Raw genomic sequence first — 14805 nt, 5'->3', positions numbered from 1 at the left:
TTCGTACGACCAACCCGATCGAGAGCGTGTTCGCGACGGTGCGTCATCGCACGGTTCGCACCAAGGGCGCGCTGTCGCCGAAGACGGCGAAGACGATGGTGTTCAAGCTGGTGCAGGCCGCCTCGAAAACCTGGCGCCGGCTGAAGGGCCAGACTCAGTTGCCCAAGCTGATCGAGGGTGTCAGATTCACCGACGGGTGCGAGGTCGTTGCCACGTCGTCCACCAACGCCGCCTGATCGCCCGTCACCCACATTCCGGCATAGCTCCGCAGCACCTCGGTCAGGGGATCGTCAATCTCGTCGGGCTGACGCAGCCGAACGACAGTGGTCGTCTCGCTCATGGCGTATCGCTCTCCTCTGGAGGGATTGGGCAGGCTGGTTCCCCGCCCCGATACGCCGCCTCTCTCACCCCGTCATCACCCAGATTCCCTTATAGCTCGAGCGCCAGTCTAAGCCATTCCAGTGATCGAAGACCTTGAAGACTTCGATGAGCTGATGGTCCCCAATAGGAGCTTCATTTGAGGAAGGATGCAGGGCTCCGTCTGCATCCGCTCATTGCACGTGTCCCTTGAGGCTCACTGCGGAAAGGTGAGCCGGTCGACCGCGACGCCGGCCTTGGCCGCCGCCGCCAGCAGCCGCTGGCGCACCGCCCGCGACGGATTGGCCGAGCGCGCCAAGAGCCAGGCGAACAGCCGCCCGTCGCCGGTCAGCACCGCCCAGGAATAATCCGGCGCGACGGCGACGATGTTCAGGCCGGCGGAGAAGGGCGGGAAGAAGGTCACCGCCAGCCGCCCCTCGCGCGGATCGCCGATGAAGCGCGCCGTCCCCTGGATGCTGCGCCACTGGCCGCTCACAGGGTCGAAGCCGCGGTTGAACACCGAGATCCGCCCGTCCGGCAGCCGGCCATAGGTGGCGCTGACGCGCACCAGCCCGCGCTCGAACAGCGGCTCAGTGCGGGCGATCTCATGCCAGGTGCCGAGGAAGCGCTCCGGCGAGATCGCGCCGGCAGCGGCTGGCATCAGCCCGAGCGCCATGACCCCGAGCGCGATGACCCCGAGCGCCATGACCACAAGCGCGCCGATCCGGCGCATAAACCGCGCAATGCTCGCAGACATCCTTGCCCCCGGATTCGATGGTGACCCGACAGCGACGCCTGCGACTATAGCGACTTTTGCTGAAACCAGCACACCAGAAACGTATCTCCGCAAGATACGCCGCCTTGCCGAACGTATCGCGACACGATACGTTATCTCGCCGAGACGGGATGCGGGATGATCCTGAATTTCAAGGACAAGCTGACGGAAGCGGTGTGGAATGGCGCTGTCGGCAAGGGCTTCCCGGCGGACCTCGCGCGGGTGGGGCAACGCAAGCTCGCCATGCTGAACGCCGCCGTCACGATCGATGCTCTCCGCGTTCCGCCCGCCAACCGGCTGGAAGCCCTGAAAGGGGATCGCGCCGGCCAGTACGCCATTCGCGTGAACGACCAATTCCGCGTGTGCTTCGTCTGGCGTGACGGCAATGCCGCCGACGTCGAAATCACGGACTACCATTGAGGAGGGAGCCATGATCGGCCCGACCCCTGCCGTCCATCCGGGGGAAATCCTGCGGGAAGAATTCCTTCTCCCCCTGGGCCTGAAGCCCTACGGCCTCGCCAAGTCGCTGCGGGTGCCGCGGACGCGTATCGAGCGCCTGGCGCGTGAGGAGGTGCCCGTTACGGCCGACACCGCGTTGCGCCTTGGCCGCTATTTCGGCACCGGCCCGGAGTTCTGGATGAACCTCCAGACCGCCTATGACATTGCGACCACCGCGTCGAATCTCCCGGACCTCTCGGAAATCCACCCTCACCATGCCGCTGCATGAGCGGTGCATCCGGGTTCACCGGTAGACAGCATACGGGCGAACCGGACACTGTGCGGGAAACCGGCGCGAGTTCGCCTCGCCACCGCACTCTCTGGGGCAGCGCCCCGATCATCCCTCGGGACTCGGGTGACAATCCCGCCGCAACGTCCTGACCGGCATCAGGATTATCGGCAACCGGGATACGGTTTCCCGCCGCAGGGGCCGGAAACCGTATAACCCACGCCGTCAGAAGAGAAGGTCAGTCGTCGAGGTCGCTGTCGAGAATCGCGATCTGCAGATTGTAGGACAGATCGCCATCCTCATCGTCGCGGAACAGCACGCCGACGAATTCGTCGCCGATATACAGCTCGGCCGAATCCTTCTTTTGCGGCCGCGCGCGCACCTTGACGCCCGTATTGTTGAACAGCCGCTTCAGATAGCGGTCAAGCTTGGAGATTTCCTTTGCGTCCACGCCGTGCGCTCCTACCCGTGAGTGGTTCGCGCGGACCCTAGGCCCCCATGGCCGGCGGGGCAAGCGCCGTCGAGGTGTCGTCCAGCATCTGGTCCATCCGCCGTGCCGGTTCGAGACAGCCGGCATCGCCGATCACCTTCGCCGGTACCCCGGCCACCGTGGTGTTGTGCGGCACGTCGCGCAGCACCACCGAGCCGGCGGCGATGCGGGCGCAGTGGCCGATCTCGATATTGCCGAGAATCTTGGCGCCGGCGCCGATCATCACCCCGTGGCGCACCTTGGGGTGGCGGTCGCCGCGCTCCTTGCCGGTGCCGCCCAGCGTCACCGAGTGCAGCATCGACACGTCGTCCTCGATCACCGCGGTGGCGCCGACCACCAGGCCCGTGGCATGGTCGAGGAAGATGCCGCGGCCGATGCGCGCCGCAGGGTGGATGTCGCACTGGAAGATCACCGAGGATCGGCTCTGCAGATAGAGCGCGAAATCGCGCCGGCCGGCGCCCCACAGCCAGTGCGCCAGCCGGTGGGTCTGGATGGCGTGGAAGCCCTTGTAGTACAGCACCGGCTCGATGAAGCGCGTCGTCGCCGGGTCGCGGTCGGCCACCGCCACGATGTCCGAGCGGAACGCCGCGCCGATCGACGGATCGGCGTCGATCGCCTCGGCATAGGCGTGGCGGATCAGCTCGTCCGAGACGTCCGGATGGTCGAGCCGCGCCGCGAGGCGGTGCGCCACCGCCTCCTCCAGCGTATCGTGATTGAGGATGGTCGCCATCACGAACGCCGCCAGCACCGGATCGGCGGCGATCACCGCCTCCGCCTCGCTGCGCAGCCGCTCCCACACCGGGTCGGCGTTGGGCAGCGCCGCCGGACGGCGCCTGACCCCGTGGGGCATGAAAACCTCCGCGAATTGCCACTCGATTCAGCATAACCTACCACAGCTCCCGAACCTGTTGGTGACACCAAGGACGCCTGATGCCCGAGACCCTGCCCTCCCCGACCGACAAGCTCACAGCCCGCATCGACGGCCATATCGGCTGGCTGGTGCTCGACAATCCCACCCGCCGCAACGCCCTCACGCTGGCCATGTGGCGGGCGGTGCCCGAGCTTGTCGCCGCGCTCGACGCCCACCCCGACGTGCGGGTGATCGTGGTGCGGGGCGCGGGCGACGGGCCGTTCGCCTCCGGCGCCGACATTTCCGAGTTCGAGACCGTCCGCGCCACCGCCGAAGGCGCGCGCGCCTACGAGGCCGCCAACGCCGAGGCGTTCGCCGGCCTCAGCCGCGCCGCCAAGCCGACGGTGGCGATGATCCGCAGCTTCTGCCTCGGCGGCGGATTGGGGCTGGCGATCGCCACCGACCTGCGCATCGCCGGCGACAGCGCCGAGTTCGGCATCCCCGCCGGCCGGCTCGGCGTCGGCTATCCGCCGGACGCCATGGTCCAGGTGGTGGCGGCGCTGGGGCCGATGCGCGCCAAGGAGCTGTTCTTCACCGCCCGCCGCATCAAGGCGCCCGAGGCGCTGCAGGCCGGCCTGCTGACCCGCGTGGTGGCCGACGACACGCTGGAGGCCGAGGTGCGCCAGCTCGCCGAGAGCATCGCCGCCAACGCGCCGCTGACGCTGCGGGCCGCCAAGGCCGCGATCAACGCCTCCGCCGGTCTCGACGACCGCGTCCCGGCGGCGCTGCGCGCGCTCGCCGACGCCTGCTTCGACAGCGCCGATTATGCCGAGGGGCGCATCGCCTTCCTGGAAAAGCGGGCTCCGCAGTTTCGCGGGGCGTAGCCGTCCTGCGATCGCGGCAGCCGGCGCGCGCAGCCCGCGCCGGCCCGCTTCTCAACCGGATCCGGAACTTCAAGAACGTTTCGCAACCGATTCGTTCGACTCGCGTTTTTGTTCCAATTCACGCGGCGCATCAAGACGCTGGGGCCGTGCCCGCCCGCCCGCGCGCCGCGATCGCGAGGCACCGGCGCCAGCGCCGAGCAGCCCGAACGTCGCTGCCATCTATTGACCCGGCGCGCTGGCATCCGTATGTCCTGCCCACCCCGGCCGAGCCCGTAGCTCAGATGGTAGAGCACGAGACTTTTAATCTTGGGGTCCTGGGTTCGAGTCCCAGCGGGCTCACCATTGTCCACCTTGCGAGTTCCCGCCTAGCGAGGCTCCGCACCGGTGCGGAGCTGTCGCGCATGGCAGCGCCGGGCGGCCGCTGCCGTCGCAGCCAGACGTCCCTCGCGGCCAGACGCCGCCGGCCGGCGACGTCATCGAGATGTCTTTCGGTCATCATCCGCCCGTTATGATCGGGCGTTCAAACACGCCGGTCCGTGACAAAGGTCGATCGGAAGACCACCGTGGTGGCGGCGTGCGACCGCAGACGACGAACGCTGGCACCCGTCGCTGACGGTGCCGGCCGCCCAAGCGGAATTCGTCGTTGCCGCGCCAAAGGCAGCAGATTTGGACTCAGGGCAATCTCATGGTGCACGTTGCAATCTGCAATAACATGGTGACGCCCTACACGAACAGGCTGTTCAATTCCGTCGTCCGCAGCTCCGATCTGCGTATTTCCGTCCTGTCGTGCACCGAGCGCGAAAAGGACAGGAACTGGACGAGCGACTATGCCTCGGACTACCAGCACATCGTGCTGCGCGGCTTTTCGCACGCGCTGAAGGACCGGCGGATCGCTCACCTCAATCCCGGCATCTGGCGTGCGCTCTCCCGCCTGTCGCCCGATGTCGTCGCCGTCAACGGGCTCTACCCCACCATGCTGATCGCCGCGCTGTGGAGCGTCGTCCACCGCAGGCCGCTGGTATTCATGACCGATGGCTGGCGCCACATCATGCCCGACAGCGCCCTTCACCGCGCCGTCCGCCCGCTGGTGTTGCGGACATCGGCCGCCGTCATCTGCTCAAGCGAAAAGGGGCGCCAGTATTTCCTGGAAGAGGGCATCGAGCCGCAGCGCATCTTCGTCGCCCACATCATCCCCTCCTGGTCGGGCCCGGCCGAGGTGCCGGGGTTCGACCGGCGGCCCCATCATCTCTTGTGGTGCGCGCGCATCGACGACCCGCGCAAGAATGCGCCGTTCTTCTTCGATGTCGCGCTCGCCCTGAAGAGCCGCATCCCCGACCTGCGGCTCCACATCGTCGCCGACAGCAACACCCCGCCGCACGCGGCGCTGCAGGCGCTGTCGAATGCCGGGCTGCAATTCGACTACACCCCCTTCATCCCGCCGGACCAGATCGCCACAGCCTTCGCATCGGCGCGCATGCTGGCCCTGCCCTCGTCGAGCGAGGCCTGGGGCCTGGTCTGCAACGAGGCGATGCAGTGCGGCACGCCCTGCATCGTGTCGCCCTTCACCGGCGCGGCCGGCGACCTCGTCGTCGACGGCGCCTCGGGCTTCGTCCGCGGCTTCGACGTCGACCAGTGGGCCACCACCATCGCCGCCACCGTCACCGACCGGCCGCGGTGGGAGGCGTGTTCGCAAGCGGCCCGGGCGGCAGCCGGCCGCTACAGCTTGGAAGACTCCACCAACGAATATATCAAAGGCTTGTCATTGCCGATGTCGGCGCTCTCCACTGCAAGACATTCCACTGCAAGACGTCCGATCTCTACCAAAAGTTCTGCCGGCACACCTTCCGATAGCAAGAGCAACACGGCCCACAATTGACGACCGCGGCCGGAAGGACGGATCGAGATTGCCCATAACCGCTAGAGCATTCTCCGCAAAAGTGGATACCAGTTTTGCGAAAGAGAATGCGACCACTCAAAGACTTAGAGCGCTCATCCGGTTCAATCAGATCGGCGGACGCTCGAGAGCATTCTCCGCAAAAGTGGATACCGGTTTTGCGAAAGAGAATGCGACAAACCAAGAACTTAGAGCGACCGGACACCGGACGACACCTCTTGCCGATGCGGCCTCGCCGCCGGCGCGATGCGCGCCAAGATCGAGATGTTCGAAGGAAACGCGGATATGAATGACCGTAATTACGCGCGTCCTCTCGAATATGCCTTTGCGTTCGTCACGCTGTTTCTAATGTCCGGCGTCTTATACGGCGCATTCGGCCTGAGCACGGAATCGAGCGCCGGCATCGGCCAGTCGGGTCTCTACAAGATGGTGTGGGCGACCCTTTATTTCCTGGTGGGGTGGATGATCGCCCTCCGCTTCCGGCTGGTTCTGCCGGTATTCGCCTTCAATTTTCCGGTGACGCTGTTCGCGCTGGCCTACCTGCTGTCCGAGATCGTCAATTCCGATGAGCACGGCGATCTCATACGCCTGCTGTCGCTGTACTTCACGTTTGCATTCTGCGCCTGGCTGGCGGCGGTGTTTTCGCTGGAAAAGATCGTCCGGTTGCTCGTCTACGTGATGTTTGCCGTCATCCCGGTTCATGTCGTCAATCTAATCCTGTTCGGGACGAAATACGGATCCGATGACGTCATCCAGCGTCAGACGCTGCTCGGCTTTGAGTCCCTGTCCGGGCTGTTCGGCCACAAGAATCTGGCCGGCCTTGCCTTCGCGGTCGGTGTCGCGCTGTTTCTCACGCTCCTGCTCGACCGCAGCCAGCGCTACAACCGCAAGCTCCTGTTTGCCGGCCTCGTCCTGAGCGGGCTCTGCCTGCTGCTGACCGGTGCGGCCCTCGCCATCATCGTTGTGGTCGTCATCTTCAGCGTCATGATCTGGATGTCGTCGCTGAATACGCGCAGAGCCATCTGGACCAATGCCCTCGGCGTCGTGGCGCTCTGCGGCGCCATCGCCGTCGCCTACGATCCGGACTGGGCGCTCGGCCTTCTGGGCCGGTCTTCCGACCTCACCGGGCGAACGGTCCTGTGGGCGTGGTGGTCGGAGTCCTTCCTGGAAAAGCCCTGGATCGGCTATGGCTACACGGGGTTCTTCGTCCCCGGCGGTCCGGTGAAGATTCTCGCCAGCAGGCTTTCGCTTGAGGGCGGCATCGCCAACTTCCACAATTCCCTTCTCGACATCGGCATTCAGACCGGGGTCATCGGCCTGTCGCTGTTTTGCCTGATTACGGCACTGGGACTGTGGCGGGGCGCGGTCGTCGCGATCCGGTCGCACCACGCGCTGACCACGTTCCCGTTCGCGGTCCTGGTCGGCCTTTGCGTTCATGCGTTCGGCGAAAGCGACATCCCGTTGCACAATGGATTTTCGACCGTGATCTTCTTCACGATGTTTTTCAAAGTGTCGGCGCTGTACCGAAATCTGCAGCGCAAGCCCAGCAGACATCGCCTGCGCACCACCCCATCGCCACTCAGGCCGCCGGAGCCGAGACCTGCCTTTCTCAGCGGCGCAGACCGCGGCACGGACAAATCCGCCAACCTGCCGATGGTGACCTAGATGGCCCTGCGAACCGGTCTCATCATCGCCACCAAGGGCCGCCCGGAGGTCCTGGGCCGGCTATTGGCCCACCTCGGCGCCCAATCGGTTCCCCCGGCGCGCATCGTCGTCTCCGCCACCGGCCCCGAGGACATCGCCGCACGCGACGCGGCCGCCACCCGGACCCTTGCCGGCACACCGGTGGACATCATCTTCGGCGCCGCCGGCCTCACGGCGCAGCGCAACCGCGCCCTTCTGGCGATCCGCGACGATGTCGACATCGTCACCTTCCTCGACGACGACTTCATCCCGTCGCGCTTCTGGATCGAGCGCCTGCAGCAGGTGATGGCCGCCCGCCCCGACATCGTCAGCGCCAGCGGCCTCGTGCTGGCGGACGGCGCCGGCTTCGGCGGCATCGACTGGGCGGACGGCCTGGCGCTGGTCGAGGCCCGCGACCGCGCGGCGCTGCCCTCAAGCTTCGCCGGCAGCACGGTGCGCTCAGGCATCGGCCCCTATGGCTGCAACATGGTGTTCCGCGCCGCGGCGATCCGGAACATGCTGTTCGACGAGCGCCTCGTGCTCTACGGCTGGCTCGAAGATCTCGACTTCTCCTTCCGCACCGCCGGTGCCGGGTGGAACAGCCGGGTCAGATGGAACAGCATGATCTGGACCGACTATCTGTGGGGCGTCCACCTCGGCACTCGGACGGGACGCATCCCGGGCGTGCGGTTCGGCTATTCGCAGGTGGCGAACTCCTGGTACCTGATGCGGAAGGGCGTGCTGCCGCCCTACTACGCCGCGCGCAACATCCTGCGCTGCTGCATCGGCAATGCGGTGGGCCATCTGCGCGGCGGCGACCCCTGGCGCGACCGGCGCGGCCTGCTCGCCGGCAATCTCCTTGCCGTCAAGGACGTCGTGCTCGGCCGCGGCCGGCCGGAGCGGGCCGCCGAACTGTGACGCAAGAGGCCCCGCCGCACCCGATGAGCCGGCGCGCCGCCATCCGCGACTTCGTCGCCCACTGGCGCGGGCGGATCAGCTTCGCCATCCTGGACCAGGGATTTTCGAGCGCGGCGAACTTCCTGTTCGTCATCCTGCTCGCCAACATCCTGCCCATCGAGAGCTTCGGCCTGTTCAGCGTGGTGTGGACGATCTCGCTTCTGGCCGAGGTCGTCACCACTTCGCTGGTCGCCGATCCGCTGGTCGAGCTTCTGGGCCGGCGGCAGGGAGCGGCGGCGCAGGCGGCGGCCGCGGCCACCGAATCGCTGCGAGCCTCGGCGCTCTGGGTCTATCTGGCGCTTGCCGGCGCCGTCAGCGTGGCGATCGCCGCCTTCGGACTGGTGGCGCTCACCTGGTCGGCGGAATTCGGCGGCCTGCTTCTGTGTCTCGCCATCGTCTCGCCGATCCAGCGAGTGCACGCGCTGATCCGCCGGCTCTGCTACCTGGCGGACCGGCAGGCGGTTGCCGCCCTCGCGGGCGGCTCTTTCGCCGCCACGCTGTTCGTGCTTTCGGCGGTGCTCGCGCTGACGCACCTGCTCACCTCGCTCACCGCCCTGCTGGCCCTGGCCGCGGCCAGCATGGTGGTGGTGGGCATCGGCGTCACCCACGGGATCATTCCCGCACGCCGGGTCTCCCGCGCCGATCTCATCGCCGATGCGCAGGCCATGCTGCGCAGCGGCCGCTGGATGCTGCCCGCCAACATCGTGCACTGGTTTTCCGGCCAGGGCGTCATCCCGATGGTCGCGGCCTTTGCCGGGCCGGCGGCCGGCGGCGTGGTTCGCGCCCTCATCAACATCTATTCGCCGGTCTATCAGGCCAACGGCGCCATCATCGTGGCGTTCTCGCACAAGTTCCTGCAGGCGGTCGCCCGGTCCGACCTCGCCCAGTTGCGCCGCCTCGGATTCCTCAGCGTCACTCCCCTCGTCATATTGGCGGCCGGCTACTGCGCCGTCCTGCTCATGTGGCCGGCCGAGGTGCTCGGCCTGATCTACGGCAAGCCGGAGATCGTCGCGGCCGCGCCGCTGGTCTGGCCGCTGGCCATCGGCGTGCTGATCGATGCGGCGAGCCAGGGAACCGGCGTCGGCCTGCTCGCGCTGGGGCGGACGCGGACGATCTTCACCATCCGGCTGGTGAGCCTCGCCGTCTTCGTGGCGTCCGGCCTCGTCCTGGCGCCGCTGTTCGGCACGGCGGGCGTGCTGTGGGCGATCGTCGCCTCCATCGCCACGGTGGCGGCGCTGTCGAGCGTCGCTCTGCTGCGGGCGACGCAGCCGGCGGCCGGCACCGTGGCCGAGGCCCCGTATCACACCTCGTGATAGCTGATGAGCTCGGCGCCGCCGGCCAGCGTTTCGCGCCAGTCGGAGGCGAGAAGGCGCGTCTCCGCCGCGAACATCTCGCCGCCGGGATGGCACATCAGTTCGAGCGTGCCCTGCCAGGACAGATCGGACCGTGCCCGCTCATTTTGCTCCCGCTCATGGAACGTCCGGAAGGCGGTGAAGGCATCGGCGGTGCGGGTGCGGTAGATCGTCCGCAGCGCCAGGTTCCAGGCGGCGGTGCCGGCGGCGAACCCCGGCCGGACATGCTCGCCCGCCGCGAACAGGTTTCGCGCCAGCCGCACCCTGCGGATGCCGAAGCGCCGCTGCACGCGCTTGAGCACCAGGAACAGGCTGGGATGGGTGTGGAGGTGATGGTGCGAGTCGAGGTGCGACACCGGTACGCCGAGCGCAAGCGCGCGCTCGACCTGCGCGCACCATTCCGCGAACACCGCCTGCCGGGCGCGGCGGGGAAGATGGCGCCGGCCCCGCGCCCATTCCGTATGCAGGCTGCCGGTACCGTCGCACAGCACGGCGAGGCCGGCGTCGCGGCAGAGCGGCGGAAAGTCGGTGGCGTTGAGATGGACGCCGAACGACCGGCCGGGGAAGCGCGCGATCTCGCGGACCGCCGCCTCCACCGCCGGCGCGTTCATCATCAGGCTGGCCGAGGTGACGTGGCCGCTCGCCATCAGCGCAAAGATGGCGGCATTGACCGCATCCGAATGGCCGAGATCATCGGCATTGACGATCAGGCGCCGCATGCGGCGACCTCGTCCAGCGCACGGCTGTCCAGCCCGATGATGCCGTCATCGTCGAGGTCGGCCTGGGCGAGATCGAGTGACAGCAGGCGCCGGTCGGCCTCCGCTGTTTCGGTGGCGAACCGCATGTCCTCGAACACCTTCGTCAGCGGCGTGTTGCGGGCGGTGACGCGCAGGTCGGCATTCAGCTTCGCATGGCCGCGCGCCCTGGCACGGCGGGCGGCCCAGCCGAGCACGCAGTGCTCGACCCGCTTCTGGGCGACGCGGCAGGACATCACGAAGTCCCGCAGCGTCGGCACGCTGTCCCAGCCGGCGATGCTGGCGAAGCCGACGAGGCCGTAGCTGCCGAAGCGGTCCGCGCACTCGATGGCGAAGCACAGCACGGCCGGATCGGCCAGCAGCTCGGCGAAGGCCTGCGGCTCATGGCGACGGCCGGAGAGATTGAGCTGGTTGGTGCGGTCGATCAGCTCCAGGCAGCGGGCGATCTCCTGCGGGGTGGACGGCGCGAAGATGCGCACCGTGATCTCACACGACCGCAGGAACTCGGCATAGTCGCCGGAGAACACTTCGAGCGCGCGCTCGCGCTGGACCTCGGTCAGATAGGACAGCCGCCGCTGCCGGCTGGCCGACGTCACCGGCACGTCGAACTCCGGGCGCTCCAGCAGGGCGTCGAGCGGCGCCTCCGGATAGGTGCGCACCATCGGCAGGGCGCTGGCCACCTCCTGGCGCTCGAACGGCTGGTCGTCGATCAGCGCGAAGGTGTCGAGGCCGATATTGAGGCGCTGGGCGATCTGGCGGAGATTGGCGCTCTTCTGGCCCCAATTGATGGCGGGATGGAGGAAATACGCCTCAAGTCCGGCGCCGCGCAGAACCGCAATCGCCTCGTCGTGATTGTTCTTGCTGACGATGGTCTGGATGATGCCGCGCTCATCGAGCCGGTGGACCAGCGCCACCGCCTCGGGCCGGATCGCCAGGCCCGCCGCGCCGTCCTCGACCAGCACGCCGCGCCACAATGTATTGTCGAGATCCCAGGCGACGCACTTCACCTTGGCGGCGGGAACGCTCCTTGACGGCGCGGCCTCGGGCAGGCGTGCGCCTTCGCGCAGCACGACGAAATCGAGCCAGGTGAAGATCAGCCGGGCCTCGGCGTCGCCATCCGGATGAACCATCAGCCGATAGGGCGTATCGCCGCCGGGATCGGCCGGCAGCGCCATCGGGATCGCGCAGAAATTGGCGCCGGGATGAAGATCGACGCCGTGGCGCATCACCGCGACGGCGCCCGCGAACATCGTCACGCTGAGCCGCACCACCGTCTCGCCGGGATTGAAGCACTCGATCACGAAGGCGTCGTAGTCGCGCCACGGGCGGCCCATCCGGCGGAACGCCTGCGCCCGCAGCTTGTCGAGAACGTCGTTGGCGATGCTGCGCGAGGGATCGACCAGCCGGCCGAGCGGACGCGCGGCCGCGGCGAGGCGCGCCGCCGCAAAATCGATGCGGTCGAGACCGGCCTGGGCGGGCAGCGAGACGCGGCGGCCGGTGATCTCGGCCTCCAGCTTGCCCCAGCGGCGGAAGCGGATGTCGGCACCGAACCCGAGCGGCCCACCTCCGGCAGGATCGCGGGCGATGCCATAGGCGAAGCGGGCGCAGCGGCGGTCGGCCCGCGCGACATAGAGCTGGCAGCTCGAATAGCACAGCGGCACCGCGCATTCGACGCAGTGCTCCTGCCAATGGAGCAGCATCACGCCCGCCACATCGGCGGGGTCGAGCCGCGGCGCCGGCAGCGTTGCCGGCGCCTCCTCATGCCGCCAGCGGTCACGCTGGGTCCAATCGACCTGATACATGCTTCGTCCCGGGGCGCAGCCGCATCCTGGCGTGCGCCTGCATCTGATGCTGCCGGCCGATCAGGCCTTCGAGCCGTATGCCGTTCGCCGAAAATCCCGAAGGGATCATCCGCAATCCGGTCTTAGTGAACACCTGTATCATTCCAGTGACCCGGAAACCCAAACGCGGGCGCGATTGCGCGACTGGACTTGCGCCGCCGCCCGTGCGCTCATGAAATAGGTGAGCGGACCACCGTGTGCGATGGTCCGACCCGAACCTCGGCGGCGGAGTCCCGCGAATGCCGGAATCCTGCGACACCGCGCCCTCGCCTGCGGCGGACCTGCTGCGCTTCGCCGGAGACGGCACCTTTGCCACCGTGCTGGCCGATCCGCCCTGGCAGTTCGTCAACCGCACCGGCAAGGTCGCCCCCGAGCACCGCCGCCTGTCGCGCTACGGCACGCTGTCGCTGGCCGAGATCATGGCCCTGCCGGTGGCGCGGATCGTCCGGCCCACCGCGCATCTCTATCTGTGGGTGCCCAACGCGCTGCTGCCCGAGGGGCTGGCGGTGATGGCCGCCTGGGGCTTCGCCTACAAGTCCAACATCGTCTGGCACAAGCTGCGCAAGGACGGCGGCAGCGACGGCCGCGGCGTCGGCTTCTATTTCCGCAACGTCACCGAGCTGCTGCTGTTCGGGACGCGCGGCCGCCATGCCCGCACGCTCGAACCGGGCCGCACCCAGGTCAACTATCTCGGCACCCGCAAGCGCGAGCATTCCCGCAAGCCCGACGAACAATACGCCCTGATCGAATCCTTGCTCGCCGGGGCCGTTTCTCGAACTGTTCGGCCGCGGCACCCGCCCGGCCTGGGCCACCTGGGGCAACGAGGCGGACGGATCCTACGCGCCGAGCTGGACGACCTACCGCCACAACTCGGCGACCGACCGGAACTCCACCTTGGGGTGAGAACATCGCTTCTTGGCCCGCTGCACCCCTTTATGTGCCTGCCGACATGCAAGTGTCGCCATCGCGACACACAAGTGTGCAAGCCATTCGCACATGCCAGGATGGCAGGAGGCACCGATGTCCCCGGCGGTTCAGAGAACCCTCGCCGATCTGAGCGACCGCGGCGGGCTGCACAGCGAGGATATCGCCGACATCATGTCCGTCTCGCCGGCGACGGTCGCCCGCTGGATGCGCGGCGAGGCCGCCCCGGACCTCGGAACGCGCACATCGATCGGCCAGCTGCACTACATCGTCGACCGCCTGTCCGCCACCCGCTCCGCCAGCGAGGTGTCGGCGTGGTTTCATGCGCCCCTGTCGGGCCCGACCGGCGCCAGCGCCATCGAACTGATGCGGTGCGGCCGCATCGCCGACGTGCTGGCGGAGGTCGAGCGCCTGCACCCGGACGGCCCCGCCCGTGAGGACGAATGACCCTCGCGGCGCTGAAACCCCGGTGTCATGCGCCGCGCGGATTGACTTAACTATTTGAGTTGTCGCATTTTCTTTCGCAAAACCGGTATCCACTTTTGCGGAAAATGCGCTAGAGCGTTATCCGATCTGACTGCATCAGATCGGACGCTCTAAGTTTCTGGTTTGTCGCATTTTCTTCCGCAAAACCGGTATCCACTTTTGCGGAAAATGCGCTAGCGGCAGTTCGACAGGCTGATGGCGTCGGGCCGTTCGCCAAGCCGGCATGGCCGGTCGGGCCGCCGATCGGACGGGCTGCGATAGGGCATCGGCGCCTGCTGCCAGTTGCTCGGCTTGGACCATTGATTGCCGAAAATCTGCGAATCGGACGGCCGTTGCGCCACCCCGCCGTTGCTGGGCCGCTGGGCGACCTGCGCCGACGCCGGCAGGGCCAGCGCCGCCATCACAAACGCCACGGCCGCCACACCGATTCGAGCTGTCCCGCGCATCGCCTTGTCCTTCAGCGCCTTGTCTGCCTGCGCCCTGCCGAAGGCAGCGCCCGGCCTCCGGCCCTGCACATATGATGACACAGCGCCTGTCCGCCAAGCCTTCAAGCATCAAGCCGTCACGCGCCGAGCCTTCCCGGCTTTGGACGCGGCGGACGAGCCTGATGTGCGAGGGGCTGTGATCTGGAGGCGATTGGAAGCGGTATTCGAAGGAAGCCGGGCTCGAAGAAGGCCGGAATCGAAGGAGGCCGGCCGGGTATCGCGCGCAAGGAGGCCTCTCGCGCACGGCCCGGCCGGCCAGACCCCACGGACCCAGGAGATGCGGCGGACCTGAGCATTCCGTAGGGTTATCGATGGAGAGCCGCCGGCAGGCGCCAGTTGCGGGCG

At 67.6% G+C, this 14805-nt stretch carries 14 protein-coding genes, 1 tRNA gene and 2 pseudogenes; 11 read left to right on the top strand and 6 right to left on the bottom strand.

Translation table 11 applies throughout. The features are described from left to right. Positions 1 to 236, top strand: a pseudogene (locus F1193_RS13880) (IS256 family transposase); the annotation flags it as partial. Positions 237 to 574: 338 nt separating this feature from the next. Here the strand turns inward: F1193_RS13880 and F1193_RS13875 are convergent. After that, the gene (locus F1193_RS13875; RefSeq protein WP_150098400.1) at positions 575 to 1114 is read right to left on the bottom strand and encodes a lipocalin family protein; all 540 of its coding nucleotides are present in this window, start codon (positions 1112 to 1114) and stop codon (positions 575 to 577) included. 156 nt (positions 1115 to 1270) lie between these two features. On the opposite strand from F1193_RS13875, the gene F1193_RS13870 reads away from it, so the two are divergent. Together F1193_RS13870 and F1193_RS13865 are read left to right on the top strand one after the other, a co-directional pair. After that, a complete protein-coding gene (locus tag F1193_RS13870) occupies positions 1271 to 1552 on the top strand; it encodes a type II toxin-antitoxin system RelE/ParE family toxin (RefSeq protein ID WP_150098399.1) in 282 nt (93 codons plus the stop codon). A gap of 10 nt (positions 1553 to 1562) precedes the next feature. Beyond that, the gene (locus F1193_RS13865) at positions 1563 to 1859 is read left to right on the top strand and encodes a HigA family addiction module antitoxin (protein ID WP_126398744.1); all 297 of its coding nucleotides are present in this window, start codon (positions 1563 to 1565) and stop codon (positions 1857 to 1859) included. Positions 1860 to 2097: 238 nt separating this feature from the next. On the opposite strand, the gene F1193_RS13860 is transcribed toward F1193_RS13865, so the two are convergent. Then, positions 2098 to 2310 (bottom strand): DUF3126 family protein, encoded by a 213-nt coding sequence (locus F1193_RS13860; RefSeq protein ID WP_150098398.1) that lies wholly within the window; start codon positions 2308 to 2310, stop codon positions 2098 to 2100. Between the two features lie 37 nt (positions 2311 to 2347). After that, complete coding sequence (gene cysE, locus F1193_RS13855) at positions 2348 to 3199, bottom strand: serine O-acetyltransferase (protein WP_150098397.1); 852 nt, start codon at positions 3197 to 3199, stop codon at positions 2348 to 2350. An 80-nt stretch (positions 3200 to 3279) separates the two neighbouring features. Between cysE and F1193_RS13850 the strand changes: the two genes are divergently transcribed. The 6 genes from F1193_RS13850 to F1193_RS13825 all read left to right on the top strand — a co-directional run bounded on the left by F1193_RS13850 (position 3280) and on the right by F1193_RS13825 (position 9930). Further along, positions 3280 to 4083: an enoyl-CoA hydratase gene (locus F1193_RS13850; RefSeq protein WP_150098396.1), complete on the top strand. Its 804-nt coding sequence runs from the start codon at positions 3280 to 3282 to the stop codon at positions 4081 to 4083. Between the two features lie 266 nt (positions 4084 to 4349). After that, positions 4350 to 4425, top strand: a tRNA-Lys gene (locus F1193_RS13845). 343 nt (positions 4426 to 4768) lie between these two features. Continuing rightward, positions 4769 to 5959 carry a glycosyltransferase family 4 protein gene (locus F1193_RS13840; RefSeq protein WP_150098395.1) on the top strand — a complete coding sequence of 397 codons (1191 nt, stop codon included), beginning with the start codon at positions 4769 to 4771 and terminating at the stop codon, positions 5957 to 5959. A 264-nt stretch (positions 5960 to 6223) separates the two neighbouring features. Then, a complete protein-coding gene (locus F1193_RS13835; RefSeq protein ID WP_150098394.1) occupies positions 6224 to 7642 on the top strand; it encodes an O-antigen ligase family protein in 1419 nt (472 codons plus the stop codon). Then, entirely contained in the window at positions 7643 to 8578 is a 936-nt protein-coding gene (locus tag F1193_RS13830) for a glycosyltransferase family 2 protein (protein ID WP_150098393.1), read from the top strand. Positions 8579 to 8601: 23 nt separating this feature from the next. After that, positions 8602 to 9930, top strand: coding sequence for a lipopolysaccharide biosynthesis protein (locus F1193_RS13825; protein ID WP_150098392.1), 1329 nt, complete (start codon positions 8602 to 8604; stop codon positions 9928 to 9930). Here F1193_RS13825 and F1193_RS13820 read toward each other — a convergent pair. Together F1193_RS13820 and F1193_RS13815 are read right to left on the bottom strand one after the other, a co-directional pair. After that, complete coding sequence (locus F1193_RS13820) at positions 9918 to 10688, bottom strand: ChbG/HpnK family deacetylase (protein ID WP_150098391.1); 771 nt, start codon at positions 10686 to 10688, stop codon at positions 9918 to 9920. The genes F1193_RS13825 and F1193_RS13820 overlap by 13 nt on opposite strands. Continuing rightward, positions 10676 to 12526: an HAD-IIIC family phosphatase gene (locus F1193_RS13815; RefSeq protein ID WP_150098390.1), complete on the bottom strand. Its 1851-nt coding sequence runs from the start codon at positions 12524 to 12526 to the stop codon at positions 10676 to 10678. Before F1193_RS13815 ends, F1193_RS13820 begins: the two co-directional genes overlap by 13 nt. A 278-nt stretch (positions 12527 to 12804) precedes the next feature. On the opposite strand from F1193_RS13815, the pseudogene F1193_RS13810 reads away from it, so the two are divergent. Together F1193_RS13810 and F1193_RS13805 are read left to right on the top strand one after the other, a co-directional pair. After that, positions 12805 to 13266: pseudogene (locus F1193_RS13810) on the top strand (MT-A70 family methyltransferase); the annotation flags it as partial. A gap of 319 nt (positions 13267 to 13585) precedes the next feature. Next, a complete protein-coding gene (locus tag F1193_RS13805; RefSeq protein WP_150098389.1) occupies positions 13586 to 13936 on the top strand; it encodes a helix-turn-helix domain-containing protein in 351 nt (116 codons plus the stop codon). A 212-nt stretch (positions 13937 to 14148) separates the two neighbouring features. Here the strand turns inward: F1193_RS13805 and F1193_RS13800 are convergent, their stop codons facing one another. Next, entirely contained in the window at positions 14149 to 14388 is a 240-nt protein-coding gene (locus F1193_RS13800; RefSeq protein ID WP_170263658.1) for a hypothetical protein, read from the bottom strand. Positions 14389 to 14805: the final 417 nt, after the last annotated feature.

Origin of the sequence: Blastochloris sulfoviridis (assembly GCF_008630065.1) — a bacterium.
GTDB classification, from domain to species: Bacteria; Pseudomonadota; Alphaproteobacteria; order Rhizobiales; family Xanthobacteraceae; genus Blastochloris; species Blastochloris sulfoviridis.
Note: the sequence above shows the minus strand (reverse complement) of the source record. Positions and strands in the feature narration are given on the sequence as shown.

What these genes read in the sequence shown, in the direction of transcription:
- F1193_RS13875 (WP_150098400.1), bottom strand. Translation starts at nt 1,114, where the DNA reads ATGTCTGCGAGCATTGCGCGGTTTATGCGCCGGATCGGCGCGCTTGTG.
- F1193_RS13870 (WP_150098399.1), top strand. Translation starts at nt 1,271, where the DNA reads ATGATCCTGAATTTCAAGGACAAGCTGACGGAAGCGGTGTGGAATGGC.
- F1193_RS13865 (WP_126398744.1), top strand. Translation starts at nt 1,563, where the DNA reads ATGATCGGCCCGACCCCTGCCGTCCATCCGGGGGAAATCCTGCGGGAA.
- cysE (WP_150098397.1), bottom strand. Translation starts at nt 3,199, where the DNA reads ATGCCCCACGGGGTCAGGCGCCGTCCGGCGGCGCTGCCCAACGCCGAC.
- F1193_RS13850 (WP_150098396.1), top strand. Translation starts at nt 3,280, where the DNA reads ATGCCCGAGACCCTGCCCTCCCCGACCGACAAGCTCACAGCCCGCATC.
- F1193_RS13840 (WP_150098395.1), top strand. Translation starts at nt 4,769, where the DNA reads ATGGTGCACGTTGCAATCTGCAATAACATGGTGACGCCCTACACGAAC.
- F1193_RS13835 (WP_150098394.1), top strand. Translation starts at nt 6,224, where the DNA reads ATGCGCGCCAAGATCGAGATGTTCGAAGGAAACGCGGATATGAATGAC.
- F1193_RS13830 (WP_150098393.1), top strand. Translation starts at nt 7,643, where the DNA reads ATGGCCCTGCGAACCGGTCTCATCATCGCCACCAAGGGCCGCCCGGAG.
- F1193_RS13825 (WP_150098392.1), top strand. Translation starts at nt 8,602, where the DNA reads ATGAGCCGGCGCGCCGCCATCCGCGACTTCGTCGCCCACTGGCGCGGG.
- F1193_RS13820 (WP_150098391.1), bottom strand. Translation starts at nt 10,688, where the DNA reads ATGCGGCGCCTGATCGTCAATGCCGATGATCTCGGCCATTCGGATGCG.
- F1193_RS13815 (WP_150098390.1), bottom strand. Translation starts at nt 12,526, where the DNA reads ATGTATCAGGTCGATTGGACCCAGCGTGACCGCTGGCGGCATGAGGAG.
- F1193_RS13805 (WP_150098389.1), top strand. Translation starts at nt 13,586, where the DNA reads ATGTCCCCGGCGGTTCAGAGAACCCTCGCCGATCTGAGCGACCGCGGC.